The following is a 16,949-nucleotide window of genomic DNA, read 5'->3' on the forward strand; positions in this document are numbered from 1 at the left end:
GTGGCGAGAAGGTGCGAGAGACTGCTAGGACCGGTCTGATGGGGGAGGACTAAACGCTTATGGCAATGACGGGTGTGGTCAAGGACGAGCTGAGCCGGCTGCCGGTGCTCAAGCCCTGCTGCCGCAAGGCGGAGGTGTCCACGCTGCTGCGCTTCGCCAGCGGCCTGCACCTCGTGGGCGGGCGCATCGTGATCGAGGCCGAGCTCGACACCAACGCGACCGCGCGGCGGCTCATCAAGGACATCGGCGAGGTGTTCGGCCACAAGGCGGAGGTGCTGGTGCTCGCGCCGGCCGGGCTGCGCAAGGGATCACGTTACGTGGTCCGCGTCTACCGCGACGGCGAGGCGCTGGCCCGCCAGACCGGGCTGATCGACAACCACGGACGGCCCGTGCGCGGCCTGCCCCGGCAGGTGGTCGCGGGGGCGGCCTGCGACGCCGAGGCCGCCTGGCGCGGCGCGTTCCTGGCCCACGGCTCGCTCACCGAGCCGGGCCGGTCGATGTCGCTGGAGGTCACCTGCCCCGGCCCGGAGGCGGCGCTGGCCCTGGTCGGCTCGGCCCGGCGGCTGAAGATCCACGCCAAGGCGCGCGAGGTGCGCGGCGTCGACCGGGTCGTGGTCCGCGACGGCGACGCCATCAGCGCCCTGCTCACCCGTCTCGGCGCCCACGACAGCGTGCTCGCCTGGGAGGAGCGGCGGATGCGCCGCGAGGTCCGGGCGACCGCCAACCGGCTGGCCAACTTCGACGACGCCAACCTGCGCCGCTCGGCCCGCGCCGCCGTCGCCGCCGGCGCCCGCGTGCAGCGCGCCCTGGAGATCCTCGGCGACGAGGCGCCGGACCACCTCGTGGTGGCCGGGCGGCTGCGGGTGGAGCACAAGCAGGCGTCCCTGGAGGAGCTCGGCCAGATCGCCGACCCGCCGCTGACCAAGGACGCGATCGCGGGCCGCATCCGGCGGCTGCTCGCCATGGCCGACAAGCGCGCCTCCGACCTCGGCATCCCCAACACCGAGGCCAATCTCACGGTCGAGATGCTCTCCTCCTGACGTCCCCCGTACGGGACCGCCGGGTCACGTCGCGTCGCGGTCGGGCGGCGTGAAGAGGCTGGGCGGGGTGGTGGCCGGCTTGGCCGCCTGCAGGGGCTCGAAGGGAGCCCGGTACTCGGGCTCCTCCCCCTCCTCGGGCTTCTCGGGCTTCTCGTCGGCCGCCGCCGCCCTGGCCTTCCTGCGCAGGCGCAGGACGCGTACGAGGACGAGCAGGAAGGCGGGCAGGGCCGCGGCGGCCACCACCGCGGGGACCTGCCACGACCGATACAGCTGCGGCCAGACGAGGGCGGCGGCGTCGGGCAGGGCTGCCAGGAACGCCTCGAGCGTGGGCAGCGATGGCTTCGACGGCTCCGAGGCCGGCGTGTAGGCGAAATACCCGGGGACCGCCGCCGTGCTCGCGATCGCGCCGGCCACGACGGCCCCGCCCCCGTACAGCGCCGCCACGAGCGGGAGCACGAGGGCGCGCGGGCGGATCAGGCAGATCGCCGCGCCGACCAGGAGACCGGCGACCAGGGCGATCCCGGCGAGCAGCGGGACGCCGTCGCCGAAGGTTCGCACGGCCTCGGGAATGCGGTCGCCGTAGAGGAAAGCCGCCGCGACGCCGGCCGCGCACAGCAGCATCGCGATGAAGCCGATGATCAGGCCGGACAGCAGGCCGGATCGGTGTTGTGACATCTCAGCCCCCAGAGAATGCCTGAATTTACTCCGACGAGTCGGGCACTTTACTCGAACCTCACAAATTGTGCTTACCGAACCTCGATTCTCTAGGCGGGGGTGGCAGTGGTCTAAACCAATTTGGTTCCGATAGGGTTCGAGGGTTGAGGTATCAGCCCGTCATCACGTACGAGGAGATCGGTTCCGTGAGCATCCGCGTAGGCGTCAACGGCTTCGGCCGCATCGGTCGCAACTTCTGGCGCGCGGTCGCCGCCAGTGGCAAGGACATCGAGATCGTCGCGGTCAACGACCTGACCGACAACGCGACGCTGGCCCACCTGCTCAAGTACGACAGCATCCTGGGCCGCCTGCCGTACGAGGTGAAGGCCTCCAGCGACGAGATCACCGTCGACGGCAAGGCCATCAAGGTGTTCGAGGAGCGCGACCCGGGCAAGCTGCCGTGGGGCGACCTCGGGGTCGACGTGGTGGTCGAGTCGACCGGCCTGTTCACCGACGCCAACAAGGCCCGGGTGCACGCCGAGAACGGCGCCAAGAAGGTCATCATCTCCGCCCCGGCGAAGAACGAGGACGTCACCATCGTCATGGGCGTCAACCACGACTCCTATGACCCGGCCCAGCACACGATCATCTCCAACGCCTCCTGCACCACCAACTGCCTGGCCCCGATGGCCAAGGTCATCCACGACACCTTCACCATCGAGAAGGGTCTGATGACCACCATCCACGCCTACACGCAGGACCAGAACCTGCAGGACGGCCCGCACAAGGACCTGCGCCGCGCCCGCGCCGCCGCGCTCAACGTGGTGCCCACCTCCACCGGCGCCGCCAAGGCGATCGGCCTGGTGCTGCCGGAGCTCAAGGGCAAGCTCGACGGCTTCGCGATGCGCGTGCCGATCCCCACGGGCTCGGCCACCGACCTGACCGTCGAGGTCGGCCGCGACGTCACCGTCGAGGAGGTCAACGCCGCGCTCAAGGCCGCCGCCGAGGGCCCGCTCAAGGGCGTCCTGACCTACACCGAGGACGAGATCGTCTCCTCCGACATCGTCACCGACCCGGCCTCCTGCATCTTCGACGCCGGCCTCACCAAGGTGATCGGCAACCAGGTCAAGGTCGTCGGCTGGTACGACAACGAGTGGGGCTACTCCAACCGCCTCGTCGACCTCATCCAGCTGGTGGGCGCGGACATCTGACCGATTCCGGAGCGAAGCGGGGCCGTCCGTCCGGGCGGCCCGCGCGCCTCCGCAGAAGGAGCACAGTTGCGGACGATCGACGATCTCGATGTGAAGGGACGGCGCGTGCTGGTGCGCGCCGACCTGAACGTGCCGCTCGACGGCGAGACGATCACCGACGACGGGCGCATCCGCGCGTCGGTGCCCACCATCCAGGAGCTGGCCGGACGCGGCGCGAAGGTCGTCGTCTGCGCCCACCTGGGGCGGCCCAAGGGCGAGGCCAACCCGAAATACTCCCTGCGGCCCGTCGCGGCCCGCCTGGGCGAGCTGCTCGGCCAGGAGGTGGCCTTCGCCTCCGACGTGGTCGGCGACAGCGCCCAGGCCACCGTGCAGGGCCTCCAGGAGGGCCAGGTGGCCCTGCTGGAGAACCTGCGCTACGAGCCGGGCGAGGAGTCCAAGGACGACGCGGCCCGCCGCGCGTTCGCCGAGAGGCTGGCCGCGCTCGCCGACCTCTACGTCGGCGACGGCTTCGGCGCCGTGCACCGCAAGCACGCCAGCGTCTACGACGTGCCCGCGCTGCTGCCGCACGCCGCGGGCGGGCTGGTCGTGGCCGAGGTGGACGTGCTGAGGCGGCTCACCGAGGACACCGAGCGCCCCTACGTGGTCGTGCTCGGCGGCGCCAAGGTCAGCGACAAGCTCGGCGTCATCGCCAACCTGCTGACCAAGGTCGACCGGCTGCTCATCGGCGGCGGCATGGCCTACACCTTCCTCAAGGCCCAGGGCCACGAGGTCGGCGGGTCGCTGCTGCAGGAGGACCAGCTCGACCAGGTGCGCGGCTTCCTCGACGAGGCCGGCCGGCGCGGCGTCGACCTGGTGCTGCCCGTCGACGTGCTGGCGGCCACGCACTTCGCCGCCGACGCCCCTCATGAGGCGGTCGCGGCCACGGCCATCCCGGCCGACCGCGAGGGCCTCGACATCGGGCCCGAGACCCGCGAGCTGTTCGCCGCCAAGCTGGCCGACGCCAAGACCGTCTTCTGGAACGGCCCGATGGGCGTGTTCGAGTTCGACGCGTTCTCCGGCGGCACCCGGGCGGTGGCCGAGGCCCTGATCGGAGCCGACGCCTTCACCGTGGTCGGCGGCGGCGACTCGGCGGCCGCGGTGCGTAAGCTGGGCCTGCCCGAGGACGGCTTCTCCCACATCTCCACCGGGGGCGGGGCCAGCCTTGAATATCTGGAGGGCAAGACGCTCCCCGGACTCGCCGCCCTGGAGGACTGACTTGAGAAAGCCGCTCATCGCCGGCAACTGGAAGATGAACCTCAACCACCTCGAGGCGATCGCGCTGGTCCAGAAGCTGGCCTTCGCGCTCGGCGACAAGGACTTCGACCGCGTCGAGGTGGCCGTCCTGCCCCCGTTCACCGACCTGCGCAGCGTGCAGACGCTCATCGACGGCGACAAGCTGCGCATCGTGCACGGCGCCCAGGACCTGTCCCCGCACGACGCGGGCGCCTACACCGGTGAGGTGTCGGGCGTGATGCTCGCCAAGCTGGGGTGCACGTTCGTCGCCGTCGGCCACTCCGAGCGGCGGCAGTACCACCACGAGGACGACGACCTGGTCAACGCCAAGGTGCTGGCCGCGCTGCGCCACTCGCTGACGCCGATCCTGTGCGTGGGCGAGGGCCTGGAGGTGCGCCAGGCGGGCGGTCACATCGCCCACACGCTGGCCCAGCTCGACGGAGCCCTGCGCAAGGTCTCCGCCGAGCAGGCACAATCGATGGTGGTGGCCTACGAGCCGGTGTGGGCGATCGGCACCGGCGAGGTGGCCACCCCCGAGGACGCCCAGGAGGTCTGCGGGGCGCTGCGGGTGCGACTCGCGGAGCTCTACAACCCCGAAGTGGCCTCGGCGGTCCGTATCCTTTACGGTGGCTCGGTCAAGTCGGGAAACATCGCAGGGATCATGGCTCAGCCGGATGTCGACGGCGCCCTCGTGGGAGGGGCCAGTATCGACGCCGCGGAGTTCGTGAAGATCTGCCGTTTCACCGATATGCCCGGCTAACTCAGCCGTTCTGGGGGTGCGACTTGACACGAGGCCGTACCCTCAAGAGGCAAGTTTGAATCGTCACGCGTACCAGACCATTGAAGGAACAGGCATACCGTGGAACTCGGAATCTCCATCGCCCTCATCCTGACGAGCCTGCTCATGATCTTGCTCGTCCTGCTCCACAAGGGCAAGGGTGGCGGCCTGTCTGACATGTTCGGCGGCGGTTTCTCGTCGAACTTCGGTGGTTCCTCGGTGGTGGAGCGCAACCTCGACCGGCTCACCGTCATCACGGGCGTCGTCTGGTTCGTCTGCATCATCGCTCTGGGTCTGCTCGTCAGGCCCTGAGGCAAACGACAACGCGTGACAGTGATTCTCCCCCCGTGTCACACGGGGCGATCGAGCGAGGAGTTCATCCGTGGGTAGTGGCAACGCGATCCGTGGCAGCCGTGTCGGCGCCGGCCCTATGGGGGAGGCCGAGCGCGGCGAGGCAGCTCCGAGAGTGCGGGTCTCGTTCTGGTGCGCCAACATGCATGAGACGCGCCCCAGCTTCGCCAGCGACGCGGCGGTCCCCGAGCTGTGGGACTGCCCGCGTTGCGGCCTCCCGGCCGGCCAGGACGAGGAGGCCCCGCCTGCTCCGCCGAAGAACGAGCCGTACAAGACGCATCTGGCCTACGTGAAGGAGCGCCGGAGCGACAAGGACGGCAAGGCGATCCTCGAGGAAGCGCTGGAGCGCCTGCGCAACAACAAGTCCCCTTGGTAGTGGGCTGACGTGAAAGGGCCCCGGCGGTTCTCCCGCCGGGGCCCTTTCGTCGTTCAGGCCCGTTCGTGGACGGCGACGCCGTCGACGAACGTCATCCGCACCCGCGTCGTCCAGATGTCCTTCTCCGGCAGCGTGAACGGGTCGCGGTCGAGCACCACCAGGTCGGCCGGGCGGCCCGGCTCGATCACCCCGGCTGGCGAGCGGTTGATCCACGCCGAGCCCGCCGTGTACGCGGTCAGCGCGGTCGCCAGGTCGATGCGCTGATCGGGCAGGAACGGCGTCTGCGCCGTCGGGTAGCCCGCGTGCACCGAACCGCCCGGTTCGGTCCGGTTGACGGCCACGTGCATGCCCTGCAGCGGGTCGGCGTCCGACACCGGCCAGTCGCTGCCCGCGCAGAACCGGGTGCCGTGCGCCAGCAGGTCCGCGAACGGGTACTGCCACGACGAGCGCGGCTCGCCCAGGAACGGCAGCGTCAGCTCGTCCATCTGCGCGTGATGGGTGGCCCACAGCGGCTGCAGGTTGGCCGTGACGCCCAGCGCGGCGAAGCGCGGCACGTCCGACGGCTCGATGATCTGCAGGTGCGCGATGTGGTGACGGTTGGCCGGATCGGTGCCCTCGAAGCTGTCGAGCGCCTCGCGCACCGCCCGCTCGCCGATCGCGTGGAAGTGCACCTGGAAGCCCAGCCGGTCCAGCTCGGCCACGTACTCCTTCAGCTTGACCGGGTCCACGTACGACAGTCCCGTGCCGCCGCAGCGGCAGTAGGGCTCCAGGGTGGCGGCGGTGAAGTTCTCCGTGATGCCGTCCTGCATGATCTTGACCGAGCCGGCCGCGAACCGGTCCAGGCCCTCGGCCGACGCCCGGCGCTCCACCAGGCTCTCGATCTGGTCCAGGCCGCGGGTCCTGTCCCACCACAGGGCGCCCACCACGCGGGCCCGTAGCCGCCCTGAGCGGGCCGCCGACAGGTAGGTGGGCAACTGGTCGTCGGAGCCCGCGTACGAGCCCACGATGGCGTCCTGCCAGCCGGTGATGCCCAGCGAGAACAGGTGCGCCTCGGCCTCGGCCAGCGCGGCGTCCAGGTCGGCGGCAGTCGGGCGGGGCGTGAGCAGTCCCACCAGGTCCATCGCGCCCTCGTGCAGCACGCCCGTCGGGGTGCCGTCGGGGTCGCGCTCGATCCGCCCGTCGGCCGGGTCGGGCGTGTCGCGGGTGATCCCGGCCAGCTCCAGCGCCCGGCTGTTGACCCAGGCGGCGTGGTGGTCGCGCTGGATCAGGTAGGCGGGCCGGTCCAGGAAGTCGAGCTGCTCCCTGCGGGGCAGCCCGCCCGGGAACGCCGACATGTCCCAGCCGCCGCCGTCGATCCACTCCTTGCCGGGATTGGCGCCGGCATACGCACGGACTGCCGCGAGGTAGGCGTCCAGCCCGAACACCTCGGCCAGGTCGCACCTGGCGCGTTCCAGCCCCGCCTGCACCGGGTGCAGGTGGGCGTCGGTGAAGCCCGGCACCAGCAGGCCGCCGCCGAGGTCCACCGTCTCGTGGGAGGGCGCCAGCCGGGCCAGCTCCCGTTCGGTGCCCACGGCCGCCACGACGCCGTCGCGCACCAGCACCGCCTCGGCGAAAGCGCCCGTCGCGGTGAACACGCGCCCGCCCCGGAACAGCACGCTCATGGAAGATCTCCTATCTGGCAGGGATGGTCAGTGACCGGTGATCAGGTCGGCGAAGCGGGCCAGGACCGAGGTGCGCGGCATCGACCGCTCCCGCTGGTCGGCCATCCGGTAGAGGCGGTACATGCTGTGCACGCCCAGCCAGCGCAGCGGCTCGGGCTCCCACGCGCGCACCTTGCGCCCCACCCACGGCAGCGCCGTCAGCTCCGTCTGCTCGCCCAGCACCAGGTCGCGCAGGGTCCGGCCGGCCAGGTTCGTGGTGGTGACGCCGTGGCCGGTGTAGCCGCCCGCCCAGCCGAGCCCGGTCGCCGGGTCCACGTGGACGGTCGAGCACCAGTCGCGCGGCACCGCCAGCACGCCCGACCAGGCGTGGGCGACGGAGGACGAGCGGGCCGCCGGGAAGAAGTCGACCAGCAGGTCCCACAGCGCCTCGACGGTCCACTCGTGCGTGTGGCCGCGGGCGTCGACGCGCGAGCCGTACAGGTAGGGCCGGCCGCGCCCGCCGAACGCGATGCGGTCGTCGGCGGTGCGCTGGGCGTACATGTAGTAGTGGGCCAGGTCGCCGAGCAACTCCGCGCCCTCCCAGCCGACCGACTCCCAGAACGACGCAGGCAGCGGCTCGGTGACGATCATCGAGCTGTTCATCGGCAGCCACTGCCGCCGCAGCCCCTCCATCCGCGCGGTGAACCCCTCGGTGGCCCGGAGCACGTGCCCGGCCCGCACGGTCCCGTACGGCGTCTCCGCCCGGTGCGGCGCGATGCGGGTGACGGGCGTGCGCTCGTAGATCGTCACCCCGAGGTCGCGCACCACCCGGGCCAGGCCCTGGGCCAGCTTGGCGGGCTGGATGCGCGCGCAGTGCGGGCTCCAGGTGGCGCTCACGGCCCCCGCCACCCTGAGGTGGGCGTCCGGGTCGACCAGGCGCAGGTCCTTCTCGGTGATGCCCCAGGCGCGGGACTCGGCCACCGAGGCGCGCAGCCGGGCGGCCTGCGCGGTGGAGCGGGCCACGTTGACGACGCCGCCCTTGACGATGTCGGCGTCGATGCCCTCCTTCTCGCACACCGCGATGACCTCGTCGACCGACGAGAACATCTCCCGCTGCAGCCGCCGGGCGGCGTCGCGGCCGTGGGTGCGGGCGTAGCGCGCGTGCGAGCCCGCCAGGTCGCCCGTCAGCCAGCCGCCGTTGCGGCCCGAGGCGCCGAACCCGGCGAACTCCTGCTCCAGCACCACCACGTCGAGCGACGGGCGGGCCCGCTTGAGGTAGTAGGCCGTCCACAGCCCCGTGTAGCCGGCGCCGACGATGACGACGTCCGCCTCGCGGTCGCCGTCGAGCCTGGGACCGGGGGCGGGAACGCCCGAGGAGCGGTACCAGAAGGACACGTCGCCATTGACGAACCCGGACGACAGGGGAACATGCACGCTCATGGGGCCATATCCTGCTATATCCGGAGAAGGTGTCGCATCTCGCCACGAATTCCGTGATGGAAACACGACGTTAGCGGCAACGTAACAGCGACCCCGCATCCTTCTTCGTATGGGACTCCTGCGCATCCGCACCACGGTCGACGAACGCCCGGGACGGCTCGCCTCGCTCGCCGCCGCCCTGGCCGCCCGGGGCGGCAACATCCTCGGCCTGAGCGTACAACCCGACGCCGACGGCACCGTGGACGAGTTCGTCGCCGACATCCCGGCCACCCCCGAGAACGTGCGCGAGGCCCTGGAGGCGGCGGGCGGGCGCCGCGTCCGGGTCGTCGCCGCCACCGCCCACGAGCTGACCGACGAGCCCACCCGGGCGCTGCTGCTGGCCTCCCGGCTGCGGGCCGCGCCCTGGCGGCTGCCCGAGCTGCTCGCCGAGCTGCTGCGCGCCGACGACGCCCGGTGGATCTACGGCGAGCCCGCGACCGACCTGCCCGACCCGACCCGGCTCGTGGTGCCCGTCGCCGCCCGGCGGTCGGTCCGGCTGCGCCGCGCCGGGCTCCCCTTCACGCTGACCGAGGCCGCCAGGGCCGCCGCGTTCGCCCGGCTCGTCCAGCCGCCGGCCGGCCCCGACGGCAAGCCGGCCGAGCGTCCCGTCAGGCTCGCCGACGGCGCCGAGATCGCCGTCCGCCCCCTCACCTCCCTCTACCGCGAGGCCGTACGCGACCTGCACGACAGGTGCTCGCCCGAGACGCGCAGGTTCCGCTACTTCACCTCGATGCCCGAGCTGCCGCCGCGCGTGTTCGACCGGCTCTGCGACCGCGCCCGCGGCCACTCCGTGGTGGCGGCCGACGACGGGCAGGTGGTCGCGCTGGCCAGCCTGATGTTCACCGCCGACCCCGGCATCGCCGAGCTCGCGCTGCTCGTCGAGGACCGCTGGCAGGGGCGCGGCCTGGGCACGGCCCTGGCCAGGGCGCTGGTGTGCGCCGCGCGCGACCTGGGCTACGCCGAGGTCAGGGCCGGGATGCTGGCCGACAACGCGCGCATGCGCCGGCTGATGCTCGGCCTCGGCGCCACGCTCTCCCGCACCGAGGACCCCGCCGTGGTGGAGGCCAGGCTGGCCGTGGGGGCGCTGGCGTCAGTCTGAGCCGGTCCGCCGGATGCCGAGATGGCGTTCGGTGCGCTCCAGGCTCTCCTCGATGCGGGCCAGCCGCCCGGCCAGCTCCGGGGCGCTCACCGGCGACGCGTCGCCGGGCGGCTCCCGGCGCCCCACCTCTTCCAGCACGCGCTGCCGTACCTCGTCCGGGTCGGCGCCCGGCGCGGCTTCTCGGCCTCCACGCAGGCCCGTACGCCCTCCAGCGACACGCCGCACTCGGCCGGCACCCGCGCCGCCGGGCCCTCGCCCTCCCGGACGAGCCCCAGCAGGAGATGCCCGGTGCCGATGGCGCCGTGACGCATCGCCCGCGCCTCCTCCCGGGCGAGGACGACGGCCTGGCGGCTGCTCTCGGTGAAGCGCTCGAACACGGGGGCCTCCGTTCGAGTGGGCTGCCTCCACTGTGCGCTACGAACCAGCCCGGGCGGGGTATCCCCCTTGTGTGGATCTCGAGGAGGTCACCGGCAGGCTGTACGGGCTCGCGCCCGCCGACTTCACCGCCGCCCGCACCGCCGAGGCCCGCGCGGCCAAGGACGCGGGCGACGCCGCGCTGGCCCGGGAGATCGGCAAGCTGCGCAAACCCACGGTGTCGGCGTGGGCCGTCAACCGGATCTCCCGCGAGCACCCCGACGCCCTGGAGGAGCTGCTGGAGCTCGGCCAGGAGCTGCGCGACGCCTGGCAGGCGCACGACGCCGACGCGCTCGCCGAGCTGACCCGGCGGCGCGGCGAGGTCACCGGGCGGGTCGCCGGGCTGGTCCGCGACGAGCTGTCGCCCGCCGCCGCCACCGAGGTGGACCAGACGCTCGACGCCGCCGTCGTGGACGCCGGAGCCGCCGACGAGGTGCGGCGCGGCCGGCTCGCCAAGCCGCTGCGCTACAGCGGCTTCGCCCCGGCGCCCGCCCCCGCCGGCCGCCCCCCTGGCCGCCGCCGCAAACCCGGCACCCAGGCGGACGAGACGGCCGAGGCCGACGCGGCGCGCCGCCGGGCCGAGACCGAGGCCAGGAAGGCCAGGGAGCGCGAGGAGGCCGAGGCGGCCCACCGCGAGTGGAGCCAGGCCCTGGAGGAGGCCGAACGCGACCACGCCGAACGGGCCGACAAGGTCGCCCGCCTGGAGGCGAAGCTCGCCAAAGCGCGCAAACGCCTCGCCGAGACGGCCCAGCGCCTCGAAGTCACCCGCCGCGAAGAACGCCACGCCCGCCAACGCCTCCCCGACCACACCTGACCGCACTTTCCGCCCGCAGCCGCCCCACGACCCCCGCCCGCAGCGGCCCCCACGACCCCCGCCCGCAACGGCCCCACGGCCGCCGCCCATGGCCGCCCGAACGCCCTTGCCCAACGGCCCCGTCCTACGGCGCCGCCCCCGTCCCTGGCGAAACACCAAGGGTGGCCGCAAGGGGAGGCGGGGGAGGCCGCCCGAGGTCCTCCAGGAGGGCCCGCCGCGTGTGTGCCGTGAGGTCCCGCGGGAGGTGGCCGCGGGGCGAGGCGAGGAAGCTCGCGTGTGTGCGGCGGGTCTTCGGAGGGGGCGTGGAGGCAAGGCAGGCCGCCGTCCTCCGAAGAGGGCCGTCCCGGCGGGCCGCGCGATCCTCGGGTGCCGGGTGCCGGGTGCCGGGTGCCGGGTGCGGGTGCGGGTGCGGGTGCGGGGTGCGGGTGCGGGGTGCCGGGTGCGGGGCGCAGGTCGCCGGGCGCAGGGTGGCGGGTGGGGCCAGGGGCGTGAGGTCCCAGGGAGGGCGTGGAGGCGGGGCGTTGGGTCAGGGGTCAGGGGGTGGTGGCGTGGGCCAGGTGGGCGGTGACGGGGAAGCCGTCCGGGACGTACGGGGCGGCAAGGTGGTGGTAGGCGGCGCGGATGCGGGCCTGGACGGCGGCGGGCTGGGCGGCGATGGGGCCGAAGCGGGGGCCGCCGGCGGCGACGACGTCGGCGAGCCAGGCGTCCGGGTGGAACGGGTGGCGCCAGCGGAGGGTGTCGACGGCTACGCCGGTGAAGCCCGCCCGGCGCATGAGCGTGGCGAAGCGGCCGGGGTCGGCGGCGGCGGCGAGGGGCCGGGGCGGGAACGCGAAGGGGTGGCCGGCGGCTTCGACGGCGGCGGCGATGACGCCGGTGGCGGTCATCTCGGACGGCTCCCACCAGGTCAGCGCCACGCCCGCGCCGGGCCGGGCGACGCGGCGCAGCTCCCGGAGCGCGGCGGCGGTGTCGGGCGCGTGGTTGATGATGAAATTTCCGGCTACGGCGTCGAATGTCCCGTCCCGGAAGGGCAGCGACGGCAGCGCCGCCACCACCACCTCCGCCTCCGGATGGCGGCGCGCGGCCAGCCCGGCCATCGCGGCGTCGGCGTCGAAGGCGGTCACGCGGGCCCCGCGCGCCAGCGCCCCGGCCGTCACGACGCCGCTCCCGCACCCCGCGTCGAGCACCCGCACCCCGGCCCGCCGCTCGGCCGGTCCGGTGGGGAGGCCCGCCCGGTCGAGGAGCGGGCCGACGGTGTGGGCGCTGAGCCGGGCGAATCCGCGCTCGTAAGCTTCGGCATCGGTCACCCCGGACAGCATAACGCCAAAACTTTACACATCCATGTGATATTCGCCCCGTAAGCCTGGAGACGAGGCCGGGGCGCGGCCTAGGGTCGTCCGCATGAGTCCTGACGCGTTCATCGACGCACTGCCCAAGGTCGAACTGCACGTCCACCTGATCGGCTCCGCCTCCGTCGACACGGTGCTGGAGCTGTCGCGCCGCCACCCCGGCAGCCCGGTGCCGACCAGCGAGGAGGAGCTGCGCGCCTTCTACACCTTCCGCGACTTCCCGCACTTCGCCCAGGTGTACGGCGCGGTCAACGCCCTGGTCCGGGAGCCGGAGGACATCGCCACGCTCGTGCTCGGCCTGGCCCGCGACCTGGCGGCGCAGGGCGGGCGCTACGCCGAGCTGCAGGTCACCCCGTACGCCCATCATGTCGTCGGCATGCCGGCCCGCGAGGTCACCGAGGCGCTGGACCTCGCGGCCCGCCGGGCGCCCGTCGAGCACGGGGTGGAGATGGCCTACATCTTCGACATCCCGGGCGAGTTCGGGGAGGAGGCGGCCAAGGTCACGCTCGACCACGCGCTCCAGGAACCTCCCGCTGCTTTGGTAGGTTTCGGGCTGGGCGGGATCGAGCAGAGCCGTGCGCCCCACCGCGACGCCTACCGTGACGCGTTCGCCGCGGCCAGGGCGGCCGGGCTGCACAGCGTGCCGCACGGCGGCGAGATGACCGGCCCGGAGACCGTGTGGGAGGTCATCGAGGGGCTCGGCGCCGAGCGGATCGGCCACGGCATCGCCTGCCTCGCCGATCCGCGCCTGGTGGACCACCTGCGCGAGACGCAGCTCCCGCTGGACGTCTGCCCCACCTCGAACGTGTGCACCGGCCAGGTCGCCCGCATCGAGGACCACCCGCTGCCGCGCATGCTGGAGGAGGGCCTGTTCGTCACGCTCAACAGCGACGACCCGCCCATGTTCGCCACCACGCTGGCCGACGAGTATCGCGTCGCGGCCCGCGTCTTCGGCCTGGCGGAGGCGGACCTCGCCGAGCTGGCCCGCAACGGCGTGCGGGCCAGCTACCTGCCGCAGGAGCGCAAGCAGGCGCTCCTCGGCGAGATCGACGCCCTGGTGGCCCGTTAGGGCGAGGCGATGCGGCCCAGGCCCGGCGGGATCTTGCCCGCGGCCGCCCGGTCCAGCAGGAACAGCGTGCCGCCCCGGCCGCGCGCCCCGGCCGCCGGGACCTGGACGGGCCCCGACTCCGACAGCGCCAGCCGGACCGCGCCCGACTTCTCCTCGCCGGCCGCGACCACCCACACCTCACGCGCCCCCTGGATGACCGGCAGCGTCAGCGAGATGCGCGTGGGCGGCGGCTTGGGCGCGCCGTGCACCGCGACCGCCGCGCGGGTGTCGTAGAGCGCCGGCATCCCGGGGAACAGCGACGCCACGTGCGCGTCGGGCCCCATGCCGAGCAGCAGCACGTCGAAGGCGGGCGCCGCGCCGTGGTCCTCCGGCCGGGCGGCCTTGGCCAGCTCCGTGGCGTAGGCGTCGGCCGACTCCTCCGCCGACAGCCCCGAGTCGGGGCCCTGCATGACGTGCACCCGCGCGGGGTCGAGGTCGACGTGGTCGAGCAGCGCCTGCCGGGCGCCGGTCTCGTTGCGCTCCGGGTCGCCGGCCGGCAGGAAGCGCTCGTCGCCCCACCAGATGTCCAGGCGGCGCCAGTCGACGGCGTCACGCGCCGGCGTGTCACGGATCGCCGCCAGCGTGGCGATGCCGACGGTGCCGCCGGTCAGCACCAGCGAGGCCGAGCCCTTGGCGGACTGGGCGTCGACGAGCCGGGTGATGATCCGCGCCGCCACGGCCTTGGCCAGCACGTCGGCGTCGCGGTGCACAACAACAGTGGGAACGCTCACGAGCGCCACCCTTTCATGGATACGGCCGTGCCCGGGCACCTCGGGGGCGCCCGGGCACGGGGAGTCGTGCGGTCTAGCGGAGGCGGGCCAGGCGCTTGACGGCGGCCCCGTAGATCTCGTCGGTGTCGAGCCGGCGCAGCTCCTCGGCCAGCAGCTCCGACAGGTGCCTGCGGGCCAGCGCCACGTTGCGGTCGGGCTGGCCGGGACGCGACAGCGTGGCCAGGCGGGCGTCGGTGCGCACCACCGACAGCTCGCCCTCGTCGGTGGCGAGCCGTACGGCGGTCAGGCCGGGCCCGCCCGAGTCGGCCACGTCCATCTCGGCGCCCAGCCGCTCCGACAGCCACGACGCCAGCAGCGGCGCGCTCGGGTTGCCCGCCGACGCCTCCACGACGCCGCCGTGCACCCGGCCCACGGGCTGGTCGAACGCGGCGGCCAGCAGGCTGCGCCACGGCGTCAGCCGCGCCCACGACAGGTCGGTGTCGCCCGGCGCGTAGCCCTTGGCCCGCGTCACCAGGGACGCGACGCCGTCGTCGGCGTTCTTGGCGTCGGTCAGCCGCCGCTGGGCCAGCACGCCGATCGAGTCTGCCGACGGCACGTCAGGGGCGCGGCTCGGCCACCACGCCACCACGGGCGTGTCGGGCAGCAGCAGCGGGCTGACGACCGAGTCGGCGTGCTCGGTCAGCTCGCCGTACAGGCGCAGCACCACGGTCTCGCCCGGCGCCGACTCGCCGATGCGCAGCTCGGCGTCCAGCCGGTTGGCCTCGTCGGTCTCCCGGTTGATCACCACGAGGATGCGCGACGGGTGCTCGCGGGCGGCCTCGGTGGCGGCCCGCAGCGAGTCGTACTGGTCGCGTTCCTCGCACACCACGACGAGCGTCAGCACCATGCCGATCGCGGGCGCGCCCATCTGGTGGCGCAGCTGCGTGAGCTGCGCCGAGATCTTGCCCGCCGTCGTGTCGGCCAGCATGAACGTGGTCACTAGAGTCTCCTCCAGACGCGCCCGTCACGGGCCATCATCGCGTCGGCCGCGGGCGGCCCCCACGATCCCGACGGGTACGGCTCCGGCTGGCCCTGGGTGGCCCAGAACTCCTCGATCGGGTCGAGGATCTTCCACGACAGCTCGACCTCCCGCTGGTGCGGGAAGAGCGGCGGGTCGCCGATCATCACGTCGAGCAGCAGCCGCTCGTACGCCTCGGGCGACGACTCCAGGAACGACTCGCCGTAGGCGAAGTCCATGGACACGTCGCGCACCTCCATCGCCGTGCCCGGCACCTTCGAGCCGAACCTGACCGTGATGCCCTCGTCCGGCTGCACCCGCACGACCAGCGCGTTGTGGCCGAGGATCTCGGTGTCGTCGGCGCTGAACGGCAGGTGCGGCGCCTTCTGGAACACCACGGCCACCTCGGTGACCCGGCGGCCCAGCCGCTTGCCGGTGCGCAGGTAGAACGGCACGCCCGCCCACCGCCGGTTGGCGATCTCCAGCTTGATCGCCGCGTACGTCTCGGTGGTGGACCTCTTGGAGATGCCCTCCTCCTCCAGGTAGCCGACGACCTTCTCGCCGCCCTGCCAGCCTGCCGCGTACTGGCCGCGCGCGGTGTTGGCGGCCAGGTCGGCGGGCAGCCGCACGGCCTTGAGCACCTTCTCCTTCTCGCGGCGCAGCGAGGACGCCTCGAACGAGGTCGGGTCCTCCATCGCCACCAGGGCCAGAAGCTGGAGCAGGTGGTTCTGGATCACGTCGCGGGCGGCGCCGATGCCGTCGTAGTAGCCGGCCCGGCCGCCGATGCCGATGTCCTCGGCCATGGTGATCTGCACGTGGTCGACGAAGCTGCGGTTCCAGATCGGCTCGTAGAGGTTGTTGGCGAACCTCAGCGCCATGATGTTCTGGACCGTCTCCTTGCCCAGGTAGTGGTCGATCCGGAAGATCGAGCTCTCCGGGAACGCGGAGGTGGTGATCTCGTTCAGCTCGTGCGCCGAGCGCAGGTCGTGGCCGAACGGCTTCTCGATGACCACCCGCCGCCACGAGCCGTCGGGCGCCTCGGCCAGCCCGGTGCGCTTGAGCTGCTCCACGACCACGGGGAAGAACTTCGGCGGCACCGACAGATAGAAGGCGTAGTTGCCGCCCGTGCCCCGCAGCTCGTCGATCTCCTTCAACGCCATCGCCAGCGCGTCGAACGCGCCGTCGTCGGAGAACTCGCCCGGCACGAAGTGGATCCCCTCGCGGATCTGCTTCCAGACCTCCTCGCGGAAGGGCGTGCGGGCATGGGTCTTCACGGCGTCGTGCGTCAGTTTGGCGAAATCCTGGTCCTGCCAGTCACGCCGGGCGAAACCGACCAGGGAGAAGCCCGGCGGCAGCAGCCCCCGGTTGCCCAGATCGTAGATCGCCGGCAGCAGCTTGCGTTTGGCCAGGTCGCCGGTCACGCCGAACAACACCATCACGCACGGCCCCGCCACCCGCGGCAGCCGCTTGTCACGCGGGTCCCGCAGCGGGTTGGCGGCGGCCACCTCCAGCGTCGTGGACGTGCCGGCCACGGCCGCCGCCACGGCGACGGCCTCCTCCGGGGGCCCTGCCGGGTCACTCATCTCAAACCTCCAGTGAGGCGCCGCGCGGGGAGGGCCCGCCCTCCCCGCGGCGGGAC

Annotated in this window: 17 protein-coding genes; 9 read left to right on the plus strand and 8 right to left on the minus strand. The window is 73.1% G+C overall.

The window, feature by feature from the left end; translation table 11 throughout:
• The first annotated feature begins 59 nt into the window (after nt 1-59).
• Complete coding sequence (whiA, locus tag ACWDXC_RS12590; protein ID WP_219509922.1) at nt 60-1,040, plus strand: DNA-binding protein WhiA; 981 nt, start codon at nt 60-62, stop codon at nt 1,038-1,040.
• Between the two features lie 24 nt (nt 1,041-1,064).
• On the opposite strand, the gene ACWDXC_RS12595 is transcribed toward whiA, so the two are convergent.
• Nucleotides 1,065-1,715 carry a hypothetical protein gene (locus tag ACWDXC_RS12595; RefSeq protein ID WP_449981076.1) on the minus strand — a complete coding sequence of 217 codons (651 nt, stop codon included), beginning with the start codon at nt 1,713-1,715 and terminating at the stop codon, nt 1,065-1,067.
• 185 nt (nt 1,716-1,900) lie between these two features.
• Here ACWDXC_RS12595 and gap point away from each other — a divergent pair, with 185 nt between their 5' ends.
• From gap to ACWDXC_RS12620, 5 genes are all read left to right on the plus strand, one after another.
• Complete coding sequence (gap, locus tag ACWDXC_RS12600; RefSeq protein ID WP_219509925.1) at nt 1,901-2,905, plus strand: type I glyceraldehyde-3-phosphate dehydrogenase; 1,005 nt, start codon at nt 1,901-1,903, stop codon at nt 2,903-2,905.
• Nucleotides 2,906-2,971: 66 nt separating this feature from the next.
• Nucleotides 2,972-4,159 (plus strand): phosphoglycerate kinase, encoded by a 1,188-nt coding sequence (locus tag ACWDXC_RS12605; RefSeq protein WP_364169950.1) that lies wholly within the window; start codon nt 2,972-2,974, stop codon nt 4,157-4,159.
• 1 nt (nt 4,160) lies between these two features.
• Entirely contained in the window at nt 4,161-4,937 is a 777-nt protein-coding gene (tpiA, locus tag ACWDXC_RS12610) for a triose-phosphate isomerase (protein ID WP_449981078.1), read from the plus strand.
• A 99-nt stretch (nt 4,938-5,036) separates the two neighbouring features.
• Entirely contained in the window at nt 5,037-5,267 is a 231-nt protein-coding gene (secG, locus tag ACWDXC_RS12615) for a preprotein translocase subunit SecG (protein ID WP_049564200.1), read from the plus strand.
• A 70-nt stretch (nt 5,268-5,337) separates the two neighbouring features.
• The gene (locus ACWDXC_RS12620) at nt 5,338-5,682 is read left to right on the plus strand and encodes an RNA polymerase-binding protein RbpA (RefSeq protein WP_090942943.1); all 345 of its coding nucleotides are present in this window, start codon (nt 5,338-5,340) and stop codon (nt 5,680-5,682) included.
• A 53-nt stretch (nt 5,683-5,735) separates the two neighbouring features.
• Here the strand turns inward: ACWDXC_RS12620 and ACWDXC_RS12625 are convergent, their stop codons facing one another.
• Nucleotides 5,736-7,343 (minus strand): amidohydrolase, encoded by a 1,608-nt coding sequence (locus tag ACWDXC_RS12625; RefSeq protein ID WP_449981081.1) that lies wholly within the window; start codon nt 7,341-7,343, stop codon nt 5,736-5,738.
• A gap of 27 nt (nt 7,344-7,370) precedes the next feature.
• Complete coding sequence (locus tag ACWDXC_RS12630; protein WP_449981083.1) at nt 7,371-8,762, minus strand: NAD(P)/FAD-dependent oxidoreductase; 1,392 nt, start codon at nt 8,760-8,762, stop codon at nt 7,371-7,373.
• 109 nt (nt 8,763-8,871) lie between these two features.
• On the opposite strand from ACWDXC_RS12630, the gene ACWDXC_RS12635 reads away from it, so the two are divergent.
• The gene (locus ACWDXC_RS12635; protein ID WP_449981085.1) at nt 8,872-9,900 is read left to right on the plus strand and encodes an N-acetyltransferase family protein; all 1,029 of its coding nucleotides are present in this window, start codon (nt 8,872-8,874) and stop codon (nt 9,898-9,900) included.
• Between the two features lie 86 nt (nt 9,901-9,986).
• Here ACWDXC_RS12635 and ACWDXC_RS12640 read toward each other — a convergent pair whose 3' ends face one another.
• Nucleotides 9,987-10,277, minus strand: a complete 291-nt coding sequence (locus tag ACWDXC_RS12640; protein WP_449981087.1) for a Clp protease N-terminal domain-containing protein — start codon at nt 10,275-10,277, stop codon at nt 9,987-9,989.
• Nucleotides 10,278-10,348: 71 nt separating this feature from the next.
• On the opposite strand from ACWDXC_RS12640, the gene ACWDXC_RS12645 reads away from it, so the two are divergent.
• Nucleotides 10,349-11,128: a hypothetical protein gene (locus ACWDXC_RS12645; RefSeq protein WP_449981089.1), complete on the plus strand. Its 780-nt coding sequence runs from the start codon at nt 10,349-10,351 to the stop codon at nt 11,126-11,128.
• 533 nt (nt 11,129-11,661) lie between these two features.
• Here ACWDXC_RS12645 and ACWDXC_RS12650 read toward each other — a convergent pair.
• Nucleotides 11,662-12,432, minus strand: coding sequence for a class I SAM-dependent methyltransferase (locus tag ACWDXC_RS12650; protein ID WP_449981091.1), 771 nt, complete (start codon nt 12,430-12,432; stop codon nt 11,662-11,664).
• A 94-nt stretch (nt 12,433-12,526) separates the two neighbouring features.
• Here ACWDXC_RS12650 and add point away from each other — a divergent pair, with 94 nt between their 5' ends.
• Nucleotides 12,527-13,543 carry an adenosine deaminase gene (gene add, locus ACWDXC_RS12655; protein WP_219509937.1) on the plus strand — a complete coding sequence of 339 codons (1,017 nt, stop codon included), beginning with the start codon at nt 12,527-12,529 and terminating at the stop codon, nt 13,541-13,543.
• On the opposite strand, the gene pgl is transcribed toward add, so the two are convergent.
• The 3 genes from pgl to zwf form a co-directional block, all read right to left on the minus strand.
• A complete protein-coding gene (pgl, locus tag ACWDXC_RS12660; protein WP_449981093.1) occupies nt 13,540-14,313 on the minus strand; it encodes a 6-phosphogluconolactonase in 774 nt (257 codons plus the stop codon). The two genes, add and pgl, sit on opposite strands and share 4 nt — an antisense overlap.
• A gap of 73 nt (nt 14,314-14,386) precedes the next feature.
• Nucleotides 14,387-15,292, minus strand: a complete 906-nt coding sequence (locus ACWDXC_RS12665) for a glucose-6-phosphate dehydrogenase assembly protein OpcA (RefSeq protein ID WP_219509939.1) — start codon at nt 15,290-15,292, stop codon at nt 14,387-14,389.
• Nucleotides 15,292-16,893, minus strand: coding sequence for a glucose-6-phosphate dehydrogenase (gene zwf / locus ACWDXC_RS12670; RefSeq protein WP_449981095.1), 1,602 nt, complete (start codon nt 16,891-16,893; stop codon nt 15,292-15,294). Before zwf ends, ACWDXC_RS12665 begins: the two co-directional genes overlap by 1 nt.
• Nucleotides 16,894-16,949 lie beyond the last annotated feature (56 nt).

This window comes from Nonomuraea sp. NPDC003214, from assembly GCF_053590035.1.